Raw genomic sequence first — 19,266 nt, forward strand, 5'->3', positions numbered from 1 at the left:
TAAAGCAGAGGTTGATTAATAATGACAGATCACTGACAACTAATTTCATCCCAGAACCAATTCGACTGTACGGGGCTTTCCCAAACACCCGGACCGTTTTTAGCTACGAAGCACTTGCCGTTATGTGTCACCTTGTCACCATTACTCACCTGGCTGACACCTGCTTGCCATGTAATAAATACCGATGGGTCAACGACGACAGGCGGCTCAACCGGTGTTGGTTCTACCGGAACTGGATCGACTGGCGACGGGTCTGTGACGACGGGTGGTGTCGGATCTCCAGTAAGCAACTTCCAAGGGCCGCCATTGGCAGGGTCATCCCCTTGTGTCCACCATTTCGCTTCGTAAGTCGCACCATAGTGAGTCACTTGGTCACCCGCGTTGTAAACCTTAGTCGCACTCCAACCATTACCACCCGGATCAGTACCAGGGTCTACCGGATCAAGCTTTTCGACCACCTTCACTTCAGGCCAGCTCGCATGAGAACCATAAAAATTGGTCACACACTTCTCGTAATCTCCAGCAACCAAGGCAGAGTATGCAGTTTGGAAACCAACAAGCTCACATTCAAATGAATAACCTTCTGGGCGGTCTGCGTAGTATTTCCAGTTGCCATCCCAGTTGGTGTACAACACATCGGTTGCTCCATTGAGGTTCAAGCTTCCGTAAGGCGTTTGTTGCCAACAAGTATTAGCTTCATCCGCTTCTACAGGGATTTCATAGTGTGCTGCTAACCCTTCCCAATAACGAATACGGTTAACCGGTTGGCCTTTATCTTTGTTCTGCTCCCCACATTCAATACCACCATTAATCACATTGATCGTGGTACCAAACCCATAACCAATGCCCGCATCTAATTCGCGCTGAGATGGCGTCCAAGTGCGGTCGATAACGTGCAGCATTGCTGGTTTAGGTGCTTGAGGAGTAAGGAAGAACCAGATAGCAGAAGCCAAGTTCAGCCAAGAATCAGCGACTAAGCCCGGATTATTCAGTAACACCGTTGCATCACCATCGAACATCACTTCAGAGAACGCACCGTAATTAAAATGGTAAGAAAGCTGCTTGGCACCTCGCCCAAAGTAACCCTGCCCCGCGGCACATGGCCAGCGAGCATTTTGCCAATCGTTCTGACCACAACCCGTAGTGTAGCCCTCTTGGCCTTCAGACCAGCCCATTTCACGAACATGTACCAACGCTTGCTGCCACTCTTCTAGCGCTAATGGGTTATCAGAGGTGTTGTCTATCGCGATGTGGCCACCCGTCTCTTGTGAGAAATGAGCAAAGGCCGTGATAATGGATTTTTTACAGATAGCGTCGGAGTCACGACCATCGGTGTACTCTCCACAGAAAGCGGGGAATTTACCAATCGCACGTAAGAAACGAGTGTAGGTGTATTCTGGTGCAGCCATCTGAGTGAGGAAGTTCCATTCAGATTGAGGGAATACACGTTCGACTCGTTTTACGTTTTCAGGATTCGAGGCTAAGCCCGGCTCTATAGCTTCAACAACACTATTGGGACGAGTTTGTAATGCCTGTGACCAGATCGCATACATAGGATCGGATGTTTTCGCTTGTTCAGCAGCTTGTAATGCCGACTTTTCAACAAGGTAACCATTCGGGTTTTGCGGATCAGGTTGGATATTCAAAGACGCATGACTTTGCGCAGCCAATGTGCAGCCGAGCACTGTCGCCAAATATTTGATTTTTAACATGATGGATTCTCTTATCTGTCCTTAATAAGTCCATCAAAGAGTATGCTTCACACGCGAAATACCATAGCCGTTGCTGTATGAATTTATAAAAATTGCGAGTGATATTTTTGATATATAGCTCATACAACAAAGCGTCTCATGGTTTCTTGAGCTGATATCTAATTTCCAACCCATTTGGTTTCTAGAGGTTAGATATGGCTCTTTAATACCCTGAATCAAAAAGAAAAAAGCCCCGAACTGAGTTCGAGGCTTAAGATCTTAATCAAAGCTGGTTAAATCTCTAAAAGATTATTCCCACTCGATAGTTGCTGGTGGCTTACCAGAAATATCGTAAACAACACGTGAAATGCCGTTAACTTCGTTGATAATACGGTTAGAAACCTTACCTAGGAAGTCGTATGGTAGGTGTGCCCAGTGAGCAGTCATGAAGTCGATAGTTTCTACTGCGCGTAGAGATACAACCCAATCGTACTTACGGCCATCACCCATTACGCCAACTGAACGTACTGGTAGGAATACCGTGAATGCTTGAGATACTTTGTGGTAAAGGTCAGCAGCGTGAAGCTCTTCAATGAAGATAGCATCAGCACGACGCAGTAAATCACAGTACTCTTTCTTCACTTCGCCAAGTACACGAACACCTAGACCTGGACCCGGGAATGGGTGGCGGTAAAGCATGTTGTATGGAAGACCAAGCTCTAAGCCGATCTTACGTACTTCATCTTTAAACAGCTCACGTAGAGGCTCAACAAGGCCCATTTCCATATCATCAGGAAGGCCGCCAACGTTGTGGTGAGATTTGATTACGTGTGCTTTACCTGTCTTAGATGCAGCAGACTCGATTACGTCTGGGTAGATAGTACCCTGAGCAAGCCACTTAGCATTCTTCAGTTTCTTAGATTCTTCATCGAAGATATCTACGAATACGTGGCCGATGATCTTACGTTTCGCTTCTGGTTCAGCTTCGCCTTCCAGAGCGTTAAGGAAACGCTCTTCAGCATCTACTTTGATGATGTTTAGGCCAAACTTATTGCCGAACATCTCCATAACCTGCTCACCTTCGTTTAAACGAAGAAGGCCGTTATCTACAAATACACATGTTAGTTTGTCGCCGATCGCTCGGTGAGCAAGCATTGCTACTACTGATGAATCAACACCACCAGAAAGACCAAGGATAACTTCGTCGTCACCTACTTGTTCTTTAATACGTGCAACTGCATCTTCAATGATTGAAGCTGGAGTCCACAGACCTTCACAACCACATGCATTAAGAACAAAGTTCTCAAGCATTTTTAGGCCGTTCTTAGTGTGTGTTACTTCTGGGTGGAATTGTACGCCGTAGTACTTCTTATCTTCATTTGCCATTGCAGCGTATGGGCAAGTGTCTGTTTCAGCGATCTTTGTGAAATCAGCAGGGATCTCAACCACTTTGTCACCGTGGCTCATCCAAACATCTTGAGTCGTCTCAAGGTCAGCGAAAAGTGCTGATTCGCCAGTCACTTGTACAGCTGCGTAGCCGAACTCGCGTTCAGTAGACGTCGCTACTTTACCGCCAAGTTGCTCAGCCATAGTTTGCATTCCGTAGCAAATACCGAAGACAGGAACACCTGAATCAAATACGTACTGAGGTGCACGTGGAGAATTCTCTTCCGTTACACTTTCAGGGCCGCCAGATAGGATAATGCCGTCTGGATTGAATTCACGAATATCCGCTTCTTCTACGTCCCAGCTCCAAAGTTCACAGTAAACACCGATCTCACGAATACGACGAGCAACTAGCTGTGTGTATTGAGAACCGAAGTCCAGAATTAGAATACGTTGGTCATGAATATTTTTAGTCATTGTAAGTAGTCTTATTGGCTATGTGATAAAACGGAGGCGAGTTTACTCACCTCTGATTAACTCTTCAAGAAATAAAGCAAACGTTTTCGTAGGTTATCTGTAAGGCGATGTTTTGTGAGAATCACTCTCTAAACAAAACAAGCGGTAGATATAATACCAATCACAGTAAGTAAGTGTTCAGGAATAGCGCAGGAAAAAAGCTTGAGAACAAGGCTGCTCTATTCGACAAAGAGTTCTGATAAGTAGTTATTCTACAATCAAAAATTCTAACGAAGTTATCGAGCTTTTTAACAAGCTAGGATGACCCGTTATTTACTACGATTGGTATATTAATGTGCCGACTAAATCAGCACATTATTCAAACGTTTGGACGTATTATTAACCTAAACGGTAGTTAGGTGCTTCTTTCGTGATTTGAACATCGTGTACGTGAGATTCTTTCATGCCCGCACCAGAGATACGAACAAACTCAGCTTTAGTACGCATATCTTCAACAGTTGCAGAACCCGTTAGGCCCATGCTTGAGCGTAAACCGCCCATCTGTTGGTGAACGATCTCTTTTAGACGACCTTTGTATGCGATACGACCTTCAATCCCTTCTGGAACAAGCTTGTCTGCAGCGTTGTCAGATTGGAAGTAACGGTCAGAAGAACCTTGAGACATAGCGCCAAGAGAACCCATACCACGGTAAGACTTGTAAGAACGACCGTTGTAAAGGATAACTTCACCCGGTGCTTCTTCAGTACCCGCGAACATTGAACCAACCATCACACAAGATGCGCCAGCAACGATCGCTTTACAGATATCACCAGAGAAGCGGATACCGCCATCTGCGATTACTGGAATACCGTATTCGTTTGCTACTTCAGCTGCGTCTGCGATTGCTGTTACTTGAGGAACACCAACACCAGTAACGATACGAGTCGTACAGATTGAACCCGGGCCGATACCCACTTTAACTGCACTTACACCAGCTTCGATAAGAGCACGAGCGCCAGCGCCAGTTGCTACGTTACCACCGATGATTTGTAGATCAGGGTAGGCAGCACGAGTTTCGCGGATACGGTTAAGTACGCCTTCAGAGTGACCGTGTGAAGAGTCGATAAGTAGAACGTCTACGCCAGCTTCAACAAGAGCAGCAACGCGCTCTTCGTTACCAGCACCAGCACCAACAGCTGCACCTACACGTAGGCTGCCGCGCTCATCTTTACAAGCGTTTGGTTTACGTTCTGCTTTGTGGAAATCTTTTGCAGTGATCATTCCAGTAAGTTGGAAGTCATCATTTACAACAAGAACTTTCTCAACACGCGCTTCGTGCATTTTCTCTTGAACTTCTTCACGAGTTGCACCTTCTTTAACAGAAGCAAGGCGAGCTTTAGGTGTCATTACTACGTCAACTTTCTTAGAAAGGTCAGTCACAAAGCGAACGTCACGGCCAGTAATAATACCAACAAGTTCGTTTGTTTCAGTAACAACAGGGAAACCAGCGAAGCCGTGTTTTTGAGTAAGAGCTACAACATCAGCGATTGTCGCGTCAGGGTTTACAGTAACAGGGTGAGAAACCACACCTGCTTCGTAAATTTTAACCTGGCGAACCATTTCAGCTTGCTGTTCAATAGACATGTTCTTATGAATGAAGCCGATTCCGCCTTCTTGTGCCAGTGCAATCGCTAGGCGAGCTTCTGTCACAGTATCCATCGATGCAGAGATCATTGGGATGTTTAGGGAAATATTCTTCGTCAGCTGAGTGCGAAGATCAGCTGTATTAGGGAGAACGGTGGAGTGTGCTGGCACTAGCAGTACGTCGTCGAATGTCAGCGCTTCTTTGGCAATTCTTAGCATTTGCAATATCTCACAATAATAGGAGTAAAAAGAAACAATCCAATCTCATCGTTTCGCCTAATGAGGGCAGCCAATTAAGGAAAATTAAACTGCATTTGGATTAGATATTGCGGACGGATTATACGGCCAACGAAATCGCTTGGCTACACATTTTTGTATTTTTAATTTGCATTTACCCCCTTGCTATGTATTATATTGCCGCTATCTTCCATACTCACGCCCTGTGAGATTCCAAGAAAGACCTTCCTTCAAGGAAAGATAGTGCTTCTATGACTAATCCAAACATCTTTACTGTTTCTCGCCTCAACTCAGAGGTTCGTCTCCTATTAGAAAACGAAATGGGGATAGTCTGGCTCGTTGGTGAAATCTCAAACTTCTCTGCACCTGTCTCTGGTCACTGGTACCTCACCCTTAAAGACTCTCGCGCTCAAGTTAAGTGCGCTATGTTTCGTGGCAATAACCGTCGTGTGACTTTTAAGCCTCAGAACGGTAATCAAGTTTTAGTCAAAGCACGTCTGTCTCTTTATGAGCCGCGTGGTGACTATCAGCTAATCATCGAAAGCATGCAGCCAGAAGGTGATGGTAAGCTTCAACAAGAGTTTGAAAAGCTTAAGATGAACCTCGCCGCAGAAGGATTATTTGCTCAATCAAGCAAGCAACCGCTTCCTGAACACCCAAAGCGCGTTGGCGTGATCACCTCAAAAACCGGTGCTGCACTGTTTGACATCCTTGATGTACTGAAAAGACGCGATCCTTCATTACCGGTTGTGGTTTACCCAACCATGGTTCAAGGCGAAGAGGCTGCAATTCAGATAGCTCAAGCGATTGGACGAGCTAACGAACGCAATGAATGTGATGTGTTGATCGTGGGTCGTGGCGGCGGTTCATTAGAAGACTTATGGTGCTTTAATAACGAGATCGTTGCTCGCACAATTGCAGCAAGCCAGATCCCGATTATCAGCGCAGTTGGCCACGAAATTGACGTCACTATAGCTGATTTCGTCGCAGATATGCGTGCACCAACACCGTCAGCAGCAGCCGAACTGGTTAGCCGTGATAACAGTCATAAAGAACAAGCTTTTGTCTCTAAACGCGCTCGCTTAGTCAGTGCAATTCGTCATGTACTAATCAAACAAGCGCAATCAACTCAAACGTTGAAATACCGCTTAGAGAAACAACACCCTAGCTACCAACTGCAAAAACAGAGTCAGCAGCTTGATGACTTAGACATGCGCTTACGTCGTGGTATGGCTCAATACCTAAAGCAGCATGCACAGCGTGTTGAACGTAAACAACATCAGCTTCAGTTGAACTCGCCAGTGAAGCGCCTTGGCGAACAGAAGTTGCATCTACAACGCTCAGAACAGAAGCTATTGGATGCGATGGATAAAACACTGCTAACCACTCGCCACCAGCTAGCCATGGCTGCAGAGAAGTTAGAGACAGTGAGCCCACTGGCAACCTTGAAGCGAGGCTACAGCATTACCCATTCAACATCGGGCAATACCGTGTCATCAATTAACGATGTCGAACCAGGTGAAGTGATCACCACTCAAGTTGAAGATGGCGTGATTGAGTCACAAGTGACAACAAGAGTCGCTAAGAGCGGGCTTTAGATTCGACTCGAACGTTAAAAGCCCTTTAAAATCAGAAAGCCCTATCGATAATCGACAGGGCTTTTTTGTGTCTAATAAATTAGAAAGCGAACGGATTTAAACTCTACTCCCTATTCATGATTCACGACTCAGTCGTAGAAGGCTCCTTCATAGTCAGCATACCTTCCGTCACAATAAAGTTGATGATGAAGTCCAAACCTTGGCTCTCTTTTAGGTTGGTGAACACGTATGGTTTGGTTGGACGCATGCGCTGCGTATCTTGCTCCATCACCTCAAGTGACGCGCCAACATACGGTGCTAAATCGATTTTATTGATAACCAACAGATCAGATCGTGTAATACCTGGGCCACCTTTACGTGGGATCTTCTCCCCTTCAGCAACATCAATCACGTAGATAGTAAGGTCGGCTAACTCAGGGCTGAACGTCGCACTCAGGTTATCGCCACCACTTTCAACAAACACCACATCAAGGTTCTTATGTAGCTTAGCAAGCTCCTCTACGGCAGCTAAGTTCATCGAAGCATCTTCACGGATAGCCGTGTGCGGACAACCACCGGTTTCTACGCCAATGATGCGGTCAGGTTCGAGAGCTTCAGCACGTGTGAGTATCTTTGCATCTTCTTGGGTGTAAATGTCGTTGGTTACCACAGCAATGTTTAGCTTGTCGCGAATCGCCTTACACAACACCTCTAACAATGCTGTTTTACCAGAGCCTACCGGGCCGCCAATACCAATTCGAAGGGGTTGCTTATAACTTTCCATTGTCTACTTCCTTATATTCTTTTTACTACATAGTTCGTGCTAACCGCTACGAACGAAATAGTCTCGTGTATTGTGTTTCGTGCAGTGAACTTGCTAATGCCATTGATGGCGAAAAGCTGCCTATCATCCAATCTTCTATCGTGCGTGCTTTCTCAATGATCTCGGGAAACGTGTTGGTGATATTAATCAGTGCCAACTGACCATCGGTTTGACCTAAAGGCACTAACTTGACCCCTGCGGTAACGATGTTTTCAAGCCAACTCCATAAATAACCTTGCTTGAGACTTTCTAAATCAATGCCCCAATGTTGAGCAGCCATACACATGCCCAACAGTTGGTTAGGATGACTATCAACAGAGTCCACCAACGAAATATCGATGTCTAAACGCTTCAACAGAGTATTCAAGGCTTGTCCACGCTGTTTCTCTTCCGCTCGCAATTCACTGGTTTCACGACTTGAGTACAAATAGTTACACCAGTGCTCAATCTCATCGAGCTCACCTTTTTCTAGCGCGTGATAAAGGCGCTCTAAGATGGGCAATTCCAAAGTCGCGACACTGGAACTGACGATGGTATTGAGCCACTGTTCCATGCTGTTGCGATCGGTCACCCACCCCGCTTCTACAGCAAGCTCTAGCCCTTGCGAATAAGTGAAACCACCAATCGGCAACGATGGACTGATCAATTGAAAGAGACGATAAATAGCGATATTTTCTGTTTTGGTCATACTCTTGCTCTCTGCCTTCTAGAATCAAAAAGTTCGAGAGCTTACGCGCCTAAAATCAATAGTGCGCTTGCTGAAGCCACGCCAACCGACAGCCATTTAGAGTAAACCGCACGGCCAACCAAAGTACCGATAACCATTAATGCCACAGCACTGATGCCCATGCCTGCTGCAAACTGAGTCAGATTACTTGCCGCCTCAACACCGTGTGCGTAACCATGGAAAAACAACATACCAATCGAAGCCGCTAATACACTGTTTACACGCTTAGTTGATGGTGAGAATACATGCCATAAACATAAACTAACTACAAACAGAGAAGCGATGATCGCTGGTTCAACAATCACAGAGAAACCCAAAGCTTGGCCTGCGATAAGACCAAGCATTAACGATACTAATCCACCCCCAATCAAAGCTGCTTTGATCTTGGTTGAAAATGACAGTGCGCCAATTAATAGACCAAAAGCGATCAGCATGATCAGGTGATCCATGCCTGTCACAGGGTGAGTTAAGCCAGACATAAATGAGTGAGACTCATGAACCGAGTGAGATCCATGACCTGGATGAGCCAATGCCAATGTCGATGTTGTTAGAGAAGCTATTGTGAAAGTACATAAGCCTGCAGCTGTTTTAAAGTTCATCGCGAGTTCCTTGCGTTTATAGTTATTAATATCGTGGTTGTATCTATAAATGGGTGAGTCTCAAATGACTCGATTAATGATGGTGGTGATGACCACCCGAGCGACCACCATAAGCGCCGCCTTCAGGTTCAAACGGTTGTGTCTCGGTGGTCACTTTAGCGCCTAAGCCTTCAACCATTTCATCCAAAACATGGTCGTGTTGATAACGAACCCAGCCAGCTTCCACTTGCAACGGAACATGTCGATTGCCAAGGTGGTAAGCCACTCGCGTTAGTAGGAGCAGATCTTCACAGTAAACAGTCGAAACGGTTTCAGGTGCCGCTTTCACTTCCACGACCAAGCCACATTCACTTGAGAGTTGTTCACCGCCACGCAAGATATGACCTCGTGGTAGAAACAGCCCTGCATTGCGCCCGTCATCGAGTGTGACTTTAAGACGACTCTTAATACGACTATCGATCGGTAGACTTAGAAAGCCATCAGGAGTCGTGTTTAACTCCTCTTGAATATGAGTTAGTTCAATCATGCTATTACCTCAATCTCCTTGTGAGATTTATAACGTTCAAAATAAGAGCCCTCAGCCAAGAGCTAAAACACGAGCTTCAGCTAAAGGTCTAAGATAAGAGCCTTCAGCCGAGCTATTAAAATAGAAAATATCTTTGAGCCATTGGCAGTTCTTCAGCAGGTTCACACGTAAGCAGCTCGCCATCAGCGCGCACTTGATAAGTCTGAGAGTCGACCTCAATCTTCGGCATCCAATCGTTAAGCTTCATGTCAGCTTTACTGATGTTTCGGCAGTTGCTCACTACGCCAATCAAACTCTGCAGCCCCAACTGCTTATCGATGTTCTGCGCCTTGGCTTCCTTGGAAACAAACAACATCGATGTGTTCTGACACGCCTTGCCATAGCTACCAAACATAGAGCGATAGTGAACTGGCTGAGGGGTTGGGATAGAAGCATTGGGATCACCCATTGGTGCCATGGCGATCATGCCGCCTTTCAAAATCACGCTTGGTTTCACACCAAAGAAAGCGGGCTTCCACAACACTAAGTCTGCTAATTTTCCGGCTTCGATAGAACCGATTTCATGAGACATACCATGAGTAATCGCAGGGTTGATGGTGTACTTAGCGACATAACGTCTTAGACGGAAGTTATCGCTGTAGTCTGAATCTTCTTTTAGGCTACCGCGCTGAACTTTCATCTTGTGCGCGGTTTGCCAAGTTCGAGTTATTACTTCACCCACTCGCCCCATCGCTTGAGAATCCGAAGCGATCATAGAAAACGCACCTAAATCATGAAGAATGTCTTCAGCGGCAATGGTTTCACGACGAATACGCGACTCGGCGAACGCCACATCTTCAGCAATAGACGGGGAAAGGTGGTGACATACCATCAACATGTCCAAATGCTCATCGACGGTGTTTATGGTGTAAGGTCGTGTAGGGTTAGTCGAAGAAGGCAGAACGTTCGGTTCACCTGCAGCACGAATAATATCAGGAGCATGACCACCACCCGCACCTTCGGTGTGATAGGTATGAATCACGCGGTCGCCGATTGCGCCAAGTGTCGATTCAACAAAACCAGATTCATTCAGAGTGTCGGTATGAATCGCAACTTGTACGTCCATCTCGTCAGCAACACTTAAGCAGGTATCGATTGAAGCGGGGGTTGTTCCCCAGTCTTCGTGCAACTTCAAACCGACTGCACCTGCTGCGACTTGTTCGCGTAGAGCTTCTGGCTGACTTGCATTGCCTTTACCTAACAAACCAAAGTTCATTGGGAATTGATCGAGTGATTCCAACATGCGGTGCATGTTCCAAGGCCCTGGCGTACATGTGGTTGCGTTAGTACCCGTATTTGGCCCAGTGCCACCGCCAATCATGGTGGTAACACCTGAAGCTAGCGCTTCTTCAATTTGTTGCGGGCAGATAAAGTGGATGTGTGAATCAATGCCACCAGCCGTCAGAATAGAGCCTTCACCGGCTAAAATTTCGGTGCCTGGGCCAATCACAATATCAACACCCGGTTGAACATCTGGGTTGCCCGCTTTACCTAATGCCTGAACTCGGCCATCTTTAATTGCGACATCGGCTTTCACGATGCCCCAGTAGTCTAATACGATGGCGTTGGTAATCACCAAATCCGGTGTCTCAGCACTTGGACGTTGGCTTTGCCCTTGTCCATCACGGATGACTTTGCCACCGCCGAATTTCACTTCGTCGCCGTAAACGGTGTAATCTTTTTCAACTTCTAACCATAAATCGGTGTCAGCAAGACGCACTCGGTCTCCAACTGTTGGCCCGAACATTTCGGCGTAAGCCTGTCTGGATATCGTCGCCATGATCAATCCTTTGTTGTTTTAATTATTTCCGTGAGGAGCTCTTAAAGCTTGCCCATCACCTTTCCTTGGAAGCCGTAAATTTCTAACTTACCGGCATAACGTACTAACTCGACGCTACGCGACTGACCCGGCTCGAATCGAGTTGCAGTGCCCGCAGGGATATTGAGCCGAAAGCCTTTAGTGGTTTCTCTATCAAAGATCAGCGAAGGATTTGCTTCATAGAAGTGGTAATGAGAGCCAATTTGAATAGGACGATCGCCAATGTTTTGAACTTTAACTGACGTTGTCTCGCGACCTTCATTTAAGGTGATGTCACCGGGAGCGGTTTCTACTTTGCCGGGAACGAAACCTGAGTATTTTTTTGTGGAACCAGCCATCTTGCTTCTCCCTACACAATAGGTTCATGAACGGTCACCAACTTGGTGCCATCAGGAAAAGTGGCTTCGACTTGTACATCAGGGATCATGGAAGGGATCCCCTCCATAACGTCATCGACAGTAAGAAGTGTGCGTCCAAAATCCATCAACTCTGAAACGGTTTTACCCTCGCGGGCACCTTCAAGAATGGCACTGCTGATCAGTGCAATAGATTCTGGATAGTTGAGTTTTAAGCCTTTTTGTTTGCGCTGCTGTGCCAGCATTCCTGCGCAGAAGATAAGTAGCTTATCTTTTTCTCTTGGTGTTAATTCCATTTAGCCGCCCGCTGTTAGTGTTGTTTTCTTAGTGCTCAAAAACGCATGAGCAGTAAGTGGGATTCAAACATAGCAAGCTTTAAAAAATGTACCGAGGGCCGGAAGTCGCCCTCGGTACAAAAAGGGCTAATCGCTAAGTCGCCCAAATCCTTGGTAAATCAGGAGTCGTACCACACAAATGAGAGCGAGTTGCTTGCCATATCTGACCAAAGGCTTGGAGGATGTCTTCACTCCAATTACCCAAGGCTCGCACCACAATCAATCCCTCTATTTGCGTCGCACCCATTATTAATGTGGGCTCATTCGGCACTTTCGATGTGACTGATTGCTGTGAAGCTTGCTGTGTAATAGATAAGAGCAAGCTCTGTACCAACTCTAAATCTTGCTTCTCATTTGACGTAAGATAAAAGGTTCCCATCATTGAGAAATCAAGTAACCCCATATTTATCATTAACTTATCGCCACCATGAAAATTAAAACCTTCAGTGAGAAGCCTTTGATTATCAAGATAGATTTCTGTTTTCCCTACAAGGTGACCATGCTCAAATCCCTCATTCTGTGCAGGTCGCCCAAAACAGTGCATCTCCCAACCCCAAAACTGTGCGCCCTTTTCTAGCCGAATTTCAGTGTCTAAACGTACGTGTGCATTAGGGAAAAAAATGTTCTCTTGCGGCATCCATTCCAAGCGCGCATCTTTCTTCACTCGCAAGGTCTGCTTCTGCTTGGCGTACTTATTATTAGAACGATAAAACTTAGTGGCACCGGGGGTGGTAATTAGCGCATGAGCGCCACTTTCTATGGTCGCTTCAATGTTGAGAGTGTCACCACCTACTACTCCGCCGGGGGGATGGAGTAAGTAGGTGTGACACGTTTCCCCATCAGGATACAAGGGGCGTTGCACCGCAAGCGGACCAGACTGCTGACGATTCTTTAAAACGGTTTTATCACCACGGTCGACAAAGTTGAGGTTTAAGCTCGCCTGCCAGCCGTCTCGAATATCTTGTTCAATGGTTTCATTCAGAGACAAAGCCTCGGTTAGAGAAGCGTCCCTTTCTTCGCTCAAAGAAAATAAAGCACTCATACGGTCAGGTACTCCTTGATCAAGGATTCATTGAGCCCTTTCATTTCTCCTTCCGCGACCTGACGTCCACGGTCAAGAATGCAGAAGCGATCACCAACCTTTCTCGCAAATGGTAGCTTTTGCTCTACAAGCAGAACCGTGAGTCCCATCTTCTCGTTAAGCATACGAATGATGTCGCCAATCTCTTGCACGATATTGGGCTGAATACCTTCTGTCGGTTCATCCAAGATCAATAGCTTAGGGTTAACCACCAACGCACGACCAATCGCGAGCTGTTGTTGCTGACCACCAGATAAGTCGCCACCACGTCGATGCAGCATCTCTTTTAATACAGGGAAGATATCGAAGATAAACTCTGGGATCTTACGGTCACCCTTGTCGCGAATCGGTAAACCGACTTCTAGATTTTCTTGCACAGTAAGCATCGGAAAGATCTGACGTCCCTGCGGCACATAACCGATTCCTTGGCGAGCACGATCTTCGGCATCGGTTTTCAAAAGCGATTCACCCGATAACGAAATGTCACCACTTTTGACTTTAACTAGCCCCATGATGCATTGCAGAAGAGTCGTTTTACCAACGCCATTGCGTCCCATCAATACCGTGCATTTGCCTTCTGGGATCTGCATGTCTAAATCCCACAATGTGTGGCTCTCACCGTAATATTGATTAACTGATTTAACCTCTAGCATCCTATTCTCCGAGATAAACTTGTTTAACTTCAGGGTGAGCTTGCACTTGATCCATGGTGCCTTCGGCCAACACGTGACCTTGATGAAGTACGGTGACATGGCTAGCGATTGAACGAACGAAATCCATATCGTGTTCAACCACGACTACGGAGTGTTTGCCTGCCAGTGAGTTAAGTAACTCCGATGTACGATCCATCTCTTGGTGAGTCATACCTGCAACGGGCTCATCCACCAGCAACAGCTTGGGGTTCTGCATCAATAACATGCCGATCTCTAACCACTGCTTTTGTCCGTGAGAGAGATTGCCAGCCAAGTTGGCGGCTTCGTCTTTTAGGTGAATAAGTTCAAGTACCGAGGTGAGCTTGTCCTTCTGCTCACCAGACATCACCGCAGTGAAAGTAGACCAAACAGAGCGGTCGCCCGCCATGGCTAATTCAAGGTTTTGCCAAACGGTTAGACATTCAATCACGGTCGGTTTTTGAAACTTACGCCCAACTCCAGCATTGGCAATTTCTGCTTCATTCATCTTCAATAAGTTAATGTTCGAGCCTAACCACACATCACCAGTATCTGGCTTTGTTTTACCCGTAATGATATCCATCATAGTGGTTTTACCCGCGCCATTAGGACCGATGATGCAGCGCAGTTCGCCTTCTTTGATATAAAGATTGAGGTCGTTGATCGCTTGGAAACCATCGAAGTTTTTGTTAACGCCTTCCACGTACAACAACACGTTATGACGGGTATCGATGGCAGGATGAACATCAGGCTTGAGGTAATCAAAGACTTCGTCTCGGCGAGTGAAGGCTTGAACCGATTCCTTAACGTTACTAAATGTGGTCATACGATCACCTCCTTGTTTTCTGACTGATCATCCTTATCTGATTTTCCTTGTCCCTTGCCTCGTGAACCCGACGCCTTACGCAGTTGTTGCCATTTCTCGCTAACAAAGCCAATCACACCTTGTGGGAAGTACATGGTTGAAAGTACAAATAGACCACCTAGGGCGAATAACCACACCTCTGGGAATTCAACCGTAAACCAACTCTTGGCGTAGTTGATGATCAGGGCACCAACGATGGCACCAAACAGAGTGGCACGACCACCCAAGGCAACCCAAACCACTATCTCAATCGAGTTAAGCGGAGCAAACTCTCCCGGGTTGATGATACCGACTTGAGGCACATATAAAGCACCAGCAATACCCGCGATAACCGCAGATAGAACGAAGACCCACAGCTTGATACCATCGACGTCGTAACCCATGAATCGAGTGCGAGATTCAGTATCACGAATCGCTAAAGCCACTCGCCCTAATCGACTGGTCACCACCATGCGACACGCGATGTAGCTGAGGATTAGCGCAATACCAGTCGCAACAAACAGACCTATCTTGACTGCATCACTTTGCAAGCTCAGACCGATGATGTCTTTAAAGTCCGTCAATCCATTGTTACCACCAAAGCCCATTTCGTTGCGGAAAAACGCCAGCATCAATGCGTAAGTTAACGCTTGAGTCATGATAGAAAGATACACCCCTGACACTCGAGAACGGAAAGCTAAATAACCGAACAAATAAGCCAATGCGCCCGGTACCAACACCACCATTAGGCAGGCGAACCAGAACTGATCAAAGCCCTGCCAGAACCATGGCAACGCCGACCAATCAAGAAACACCATGAAGTCAGGTAGGATTGGGTCGCCATATACCCCACGGTCACCAATCTGGCGCATTAAGTACATGCCCATCGCATAGCCACCAAGCGCAAAGAAAGCGCCATGGCCTAGACTCAAGATTCCGAGGTAGCCCCACACAAGATCGAGCGCCAACGCCAACATTGCGTAACTCAGGTATTTGCCCATTAATGAGATTGTAAAAGTCTCAACATGAAGCGGGTGTCCACTTGGCAACATGGTGTTAGCCAGCGGAATAAGAATGACGGCCGCAAGAATGGCAAGGATGGTCAGTTGACCACCTTTGTCACCACGCATCGCCGAAAGTACAAATGATTTAGACTGCATGATGTTGTCCTTAACCTTCAGCCGCACGGCCACGTTGCGGGAATAGTCCGCGTGGACGTTTTTGAATAAACAGAATGATGAAAACCAGTACTAGGATCTTGGCGAGAACCGCACCAGCCCATGGTTCTAAAATCTTATTAAATAAGCCAAGGCTGAGCCCTGCGACTAGTGTGCCCCATAAGTTGCCAACCCCGCCAAACACCACCACCATGAAAGAATCAATGATGTACGCCTGCCCCATATTTGGGCCAACGTTAGTCAGTTGAGAAAGCGCTACACCCGCAACACCTGCGACGCCAGAGCCTAAACCGAAGGTCATCGCATCAACACGTTCCGATCGAATCCCCATCGCACGAGCCATACCACGGTTTTGAGAAACGGCACGAACCTGAAGGCCTAACGGTGTCTTTTTCAGAACCATCAATAACCCCATAAACACCAAGCCACAGAACAAGATGATGTAAAGACGGTTATAAGTCAGCGATAGCATAGGATTCAATTGAAGCGCACCAGACATCCATTCAGGTGTACTCACTGATCGGTTCAGCGGAGAGAAAATAGAGCGAACGGCTTGCTGCAAGATTAAGCTGATACCAAAGGTGGCGAGCAAGGTCTCTAATGGACGCCCATAAAGGTGACGAATCACGCTTCGCTCAATCGCAATACCCACTAAGCCCGAAACGATGAATGCTGCAGGAATAGAAAGTATTAGCGCTAAACCAATATGATTCGGCATCAGAAGTTGCAATACATAGGTGGTGTAAGCGCCAATCATGATCAGCTCACCATGAGCCATGTTGATAACGCCCATCACACCAAAGGTGATCGCTAAGCCAATGCCCGCTAGTACCAATACCGAACCTAAACTCAAGCCAAAGAATACGGTTTCAACACCTGAGTACAGAGCTTGGCTTTGTTGATAATCGTCCATCGCACGCTCTGTTGCAGCCAAAATGCTTGGTTCTTGCTCACCGTTAAGTAGTTGGTTCAGTGTTTTTAGAACGACTGAATGCTTAAAGTCGCCCACTCGTTCAATCGATGTTACTCGAGCTTCAGTTGTTGCACTGTTATCAAGCGAGGTAAAAATAGCTAATGACAAATCCATTAGTTCAGCGACTTTACCATCGGTCTCATTTTCTCTAAGTTCGGATAAACGATCGATGATAGTGGCATCCTTAGTTCCCAGTAGATCGAGAACCGCTTGATAACGCACATCTGGGTTACTGCTATTTAATCCAATAGAGGCAATTTCACCCCGTAAGATCCCGCGAAGTTTGTTGTTTACGCGCACCTTTTTAAACAGCTTAGCATTGTCGATATTGAGAGTTGATTCATCCCATACAGACTGAGCTGAAGTGGCTGTTTTGGTGTTTTGAATGAGATAGAGCTGTTTATAATGTTCGTTTTTTTTATCATTGAAGTAATAGAGATTGCCGTTTAACCATCCATCTAAAATAGCCTTCGACACGTCTTCCGTTTGTGTCTCAATGATCCAATCGATGGCTAGCTCTTTATCCGATGTTTTTTTACCAACTAGCGCCTTGGTAAAGCTAGCTTCATCCGTTATTCCAGCAAAAGCCAACTGAGCACTGATAGCCATGAGCAACAGCGCCTTAAATACGTTTAATACGTTCTTCATCCCTGCTTCCTTAACCAACAAGTTAGATATTGTTATTTTTTACTTGGTGGATGTTTGGATAGTTGTTGTGACTTGAAACTAATTTGAGCCTTCTCTTTCGTTGCGCCTCCATGCAGAAGCACTCTTCCCTAAAGAGAAGGCTCAATATTCATAGCTAGTAGTTACCGGTAATAGCTAACACCCAGTAACGAAAGCTGATAACCAGTAACTAGTTATCAGCTAAGAGCGAATAACTCTAGTTACCACCAGAACACTTTTTAGTTTCAACGTTGAACGCACCACATGAGAATGGCTTAGACCAACTAGAGAATAGTTTTGCTGATTCAGGTAAGTAGTTAGACCAAGCATCACCTGCAACAAGGCCTGTGGTTTCCCAAACGATGTCAAACTGGCCATCATCTTGAATCTCACCAATCAATACAGGTTTAGTTATGTGGTGGTTTGGTAGCATGGTTGAGTAGCCACCAGATAGGTTTGGAACAGACACACCAATCAATGCATCTTGCACCGCTTCAGCATCGGTTGTGCCCGCATTAGTCACAGCTTGAGCCCACATATTGAAACCAATATAGTGTGCTTCCATCGGGTCATTCGTTACACGTTTGTCACTCTTAATGAATGACTGCCATGTTTCAACGAACTCTTCATTGACTTCGGTATCGACGCTCATGAAATAGTTCCATGCCGCTAAGTGACCCACTAGAGGTTCAGTATCCATGCCCGATAGCTCTTCTTCGCCAACCGAGAATGCAATCACTGGAATGTCTTCAGATGAAACACCTTGAGCACCAAGCTCTTTATAGAAAGGTACGTTTGCATCGCCATTCACAGTAGATACAACGGCGGTTTTCTTACCAGCTTCACCAAACTTCTTGATATCTGAAACAATAGATTGCCAATCAGAATGACCAAACGGTGTGTAGTTGATCATGATGTCTTCTTCTGCGACACCTTTACTTTTTAGGTAGGCCTCTAAGATCTTATTGGTGGTACGTGGATAAACGTAATCGGTACCTGCAAGCACCCAACGTTCCACTTCAAGTTCATCCATTAAGTAATCAACGGCAGGAATCGCTTGTTGGTTTGGCGCAGCGCCGGTGTAGAAAACGTTTTTAGAGGACTCTTCGCCTTCATACTGTACTGGGTAGAAAAGGATGCTGTTTAGCTCTTCAAAAACTGGCAGCATGGATTTACGTGATACCGATGTCCAACCACCAAATACCACATCCACTTTTTCTTTCTCGATAAGCTCACGTGCTTTCTCAGCAAACAACGGCCAGTTTGACGCAGGGTCAACAACTACAGGCTCAAGCTTCTTACCAAGTAAGCCACCTTTTTTGTTTTGCTCGTCGATGAGCATAAGAACGGTATCTTTTAGCGTTGTTTCACTGATCGCCATAGTGCCTGACAATGAATGTAGAACGCCGACTTTAATGGTATCGTCAGCCGCAAGCACTGTTGCAGAAGAAAATGAAAGTGTTGTACACAGTGCAGCTAGCGATAAATTGAACACCTTGTTCATGATTGTTACTCCATAATTGTATTTTTGTTATTCAATTACAGAGTTACAAGAAGAGTGCCAAACTTAAAACATAACCAACAAAGTTTTAAGCCTTTGTATTTAATAGTACTTTAACTAAGTTAACACCAATGCAG

The 19,266-nt window shown here is 46.0% G+C and carries 17 protein-coding genes; 1 reads left to right on the forward strand and 16 read right to left on the reverse strand.

Annotated features, from left to right (window positions below; genetic code table 11):
* Window positions 1-29 precede the first annotated feature (29 nt).
* The 3 genes from SJY39_RS27090 to guaB form a co-directional block, all read right to left on the reverse strand.
* On the reverse strand, window positions 30-1,712 hold the full coding sequence (locus SJY39_RS27090) for a chitinase (protein WP_016767147.1): 1,683 nt from the start codon (window positions 1,710-1,712) through the stop codon (window positions 30-32).
* Between the two features lie 288 nt (window positions 1,713-2,000).
* Window positions 2,001-3,554 carry a glutamine-hydrolyzing GMP synthase gene (guaA, locus tag SJY39_RS27095; protein ID WP_010440596.1) on the reverse strand — a complete coding sequence of 518 codons (1,554 nt, stop codon included), beginning with the start codon at window positions 3,552-3,554 and terminating at the stop codon, window positions 2,001-2,003.
* A 378-nt stretch (window positions 3,555-3,932) separates the two neighbouring features.
* Complete coding sequence (gene guaB, locus SJY39_RS27100; protein WP_010440594.1) at window positions 3,933-5,396, reverse strand: IMP dehydrogenase; 1,464 nt, start codon at window positions 5,394-5,396, stop codon at window positions 3,933-3,935.
* 269 nt (window positions 5,397-5,665) lie between these two features.
* Here guaB and xseA point away from each other — a divergent pair, with 269 nt between their 5' ends.
* Window positions 5,666-7,012, forward strand: coding sequence for an exodeoxyribonuclease VII large subunit (xseA, locus tag SJY39_RS27105; protein WP_016784822.1), 1,347 nt, complete (start codon window positions 5,666-5,668; stop codon window positions 7,010-7,012).
* 121 nt (window positions 7,013-7,133) lie between these two features.
* Here the strand turns inward: xseA and ureG are convergent, their stop codons facing one another.
* The 13 genes from ureG to urtA form a co-directional block, all read right to left on the reverse strand.
* Window positions 7,134-7,775: an urease accessory protein UreG gene (gene ureG, locus SJY39_RS27110; RefSeq protein WP_004735125.1), complete on the reverse strand. Its 642-nt coding sequence runs from the start codon at window positions 7,773-7,775 to the stop codon at window positions 7,134-7,136.
* A 46-nt stretch (window positions 7,776-7,821) separates the two neighbouring features.
* On the reverse strand, window positions 7,822-8,502 hold the full coding sequence (locus tag SJY39_RS27115; RefSeq protein WP_016767146.1) for an urease accessory protein UreF: 681 nt from the start codon (window positions 8,500-8,502) through the stop codon (window positions 7,822-7,824).
* A gap of 41 nt (window positions 8,503-8,543) precedes the next feature.
* The gene (locus SJY39_RS27120) at window positions 8,544-9,140 is read right to left on the reverse strand and encodes a HupE/UreJ family protein (protein ID WP_016788413.1); all 597 of its coding nucleotides are present in this window, start codon (window positions 9,138-9,140) and stop codon (window positions 8,544-8,546) included.
* A 73-nt stretch (window positions 9,141-9,213) separates the two neighbouring features.
* Window positions 9,214-9,666 carry an urease accessory protein UreE gene (ureE, locus tag SJY39_RS27125; protein ID WP_016767144.1) on the reverse strand — a complete coding sequence of 151 codons (453 nt, stop codon included), beginning with the start codon at window positions 9,664-9,666 and terminating at the stop codon, window positions 9,214-9,216.
* 115 nt (window positions 9,667-9,781) lie between these two features.
* Window positions 9,782-11,485 carry an urease subunit alpha gene (gene ureC, locus SJY39_RS27130; protein ID WP_010440581.1) on the reverse strand — a complete coding sequence of 568 codons (1,704 nt, stop codon included), beginning with the start codon at window positions 11,483-11,485 and terminating at the stop codon, window positions 9,782-9,784.
* A 41-nt stretch (window positions 11,486-11,526) separates the two neighbouring features.
* Entirely contained in the window at window positions 11,527-11,862 is a 336-nt protein-coding gene (locus SJY39_RS27135) for an urease subunit beta (RefSeq protein ID WP_010440579.1), read from the reverse strand.
* Between the two features lie 11 nt (window positions 11,863-11,873).
* Complete coding sequence (gene ureA / locus SJY39_RS27140; protein WP_004735119.1) at window positions 11,874-12,176, reverse strand: urease subunit gamma; 303 nt, start codon at window positions 12,174-12,176, stop codon at window positions 11,874-11,876.
* 133 nt (window positions 12,177-12,309) lie between these two features.
* Entirely contained in the window at window positions 12,310-13,257 is a 948-nt protein-coding gene (locus tag SJY39_RS27145; RefSeq protein WP_010440575.1) for an urease accessory protein UreD, read from the reverse strand.
* Complete coding sequence (gene urtE / locus SJY39_RS27150; protein ID WP_010440573.1) at window positions 13,254-13,949, reverse strand: urea ABC transporter ATP-binding subunit UrtE; 696 nt, start codon at window positions 13,947-13,949, stop codon at window positions 13,254-13,256. The genes SJY39_RS27145 and urtE overlap by 4 nt, the downstream gene beginning before the upstream one ends.
* Before the next feature lies 1 nt (window position 13,950).
* Window positions 13,951-14,793 carry an urea ABC transporter ATP-binding protein UrtD gene (gene urtD, locus SJY39_RS27155; protein WP_016767142.1) on the reverse strand — a complete coding sequence of 281 codons (843 nt, stop codon included), beginning with the start codon at window positions 14,791-14,793 and terminating at the stop codon, window positions 13,951-13,953.
* The gene (gene urtC / locus SJY39_RS27160; protein ID WP_016767140.1) at window positions 14,790-15,971 is read right to left on the reverse strand and encodes an urea ABC transporter permease subunit UrtC; all 1,182 of its coding nucleotides are present in this window, start codon (window positions 15,969-15,971) and stop codon (window positions 14,790-14,792) included. Before urtC ends, urtD begins: the two co-directional genes overlap by 4 nt.
* A gap of 10 nt (window positions 15,972-15,981) precedes the next feature.
* On the reverse strand, window positions 15,982-17,610 hold the full coding sequence (gene urtB / locus SJY39_RS27165; protein ID WP_016789118.1) for an urea ABC transporter permease subunit UrtB: 1,629 nt from the start codon (window positions 17,608-17,610) through the stop codon (window positions 15,982-15,984).
* 235 nt (window positions 17,611-17,845) lie between these two features.
* Window positions 17,846-19,132 carry an urea ABC transporter substrate-binding protein gene (gene urtA / locus SJY39_RS27170; protein WP_010440568.1) on the reverse strand — a complete coding sequence of 429 codons (1,287 nt, stop codon included), beginning with the start codon at window positions 19,130-19,132 and terminating at the stop codon, window positions 17,846-17,848.
* Window positions 19,133-19,266: the final 134 nt, after the last annotated feature.

Source organism: Vibrio sp. R78045 (assembly GCF_042466085.1).
Taxonomy (GTDB): Bacteria; Pseudomonadota; Gammaproteobacteria; order Enterobacterales; family Vibrionaceae; genus Vibrio; species Vibrio cyclitrophicus.

Coding starts and splice junctions, on each gene's coding strand:
- ureC (WP_010440581.1), bottom strand. CDS start 11,485: ATGGCGACGATATCCAGACAGGCTTACGCCGAAATGTTCGGGCCAACA.
- ureE (WP_016767144.1), bottom strand. CDS start 9,666: ATGATTGAACTAACTCATATTCAAGAGGAGTTAAACACGACTCCTGAT.
- SJY39_RS27145 (WP_010440575.1), bottom strand. CDS start 13,257: ATGAGTGCTTTATTTTCTTTGAGCGAAGAAAGGGACGCTTCTCTAACC.
- ureA (WP_004735119.1), bottom strand. CDS start 12,176: ATGGAATTAACACCAAGAGAAAAAGATAAGCTACTTATCTTCTGCGCA.
- SJY39_RS27090 (WP_016767147.1), bottom strand. CDS start 1,712: ATGTTAAAAATCAAATATTTGGCGACAGTGCTCGGCTGCACATTGGCT.
- urtC (WP_016767140.1), bottom strand. CDS start 15,971: ATGCAGTCTAAATCATTTGTACTTTCGGCGATGCGTGGTGACAAAGGT.
- guaB (WP_010440594.1), bottom strand. CDS start 5,396: ATGCTAAGAATTGCCAAAGAAGCGCTGACATTCGACGACGTACTGCTA.
- xseA (WP_016784822.1), top strand. CDS start 5,666: ATGACTAATCCAAACATCTTTACTGTTTCTCGCCTCAACTCAGAGGTT.
- ureG (WP_004735125.1), bottom strand. CDS start 7,775: ATGGAAAGTTATAAGCAACCCCTTCGAATTGGTATTGGCGGCCCGGTA.
- urtD (WP_016767142.1), bottom strand. CDS start 14,793: ATGACCACATTTAGTAACGTTAAGGAATCGGTTCAAGCCTTCACTCGC.
- urtB (WP_016789118.1), bottom strand. CDS start 17,610: ATGAAGAACGTATTAAACGTATTTAAGGCGCTGTTGCTCATGGCTATC.
- SJY39_RS27120 (WP_016788413.1), bottom strand. CDS start 9,140: ATGAACTTTAAAACAGCTGCAGGCTTATGTACTTTCACAATAGCTTCT.
- SJY39_RS27135 (WP_010440579.1), bottom strand. CDS start 11,862: ATGGCTGGTTCCACAAAAAAATACTCAGGTTTCGTTCCCGGCAAAGTA.
- urtE (WP_010440573.1), bottom strand. CDS start 13,949: ATGCTAGAGGTTAAATCAGTTAATCAATATTACGGTGAGAGCCACACA.
- SJY39_RS27115 (WP_016767146.1), bottom strand. CDS start 8,502: ATGACCAAAACAGAAAATATCGCTATTTATCGTCTCTTTCAATTGATC.
- guaA (WP_010440596.1), bottom strand. CDS start 3,554: ATGACTAAAAATATTCATGACCAACGTATTCTAATTCTGGACTTCGGT.
- urtA (WP_010440568.1), bottom strand. CDS start 19,132: ATGAACAAGGTGTTCAATTTATCGCTAGCTGCACTGTGTACAACACTT.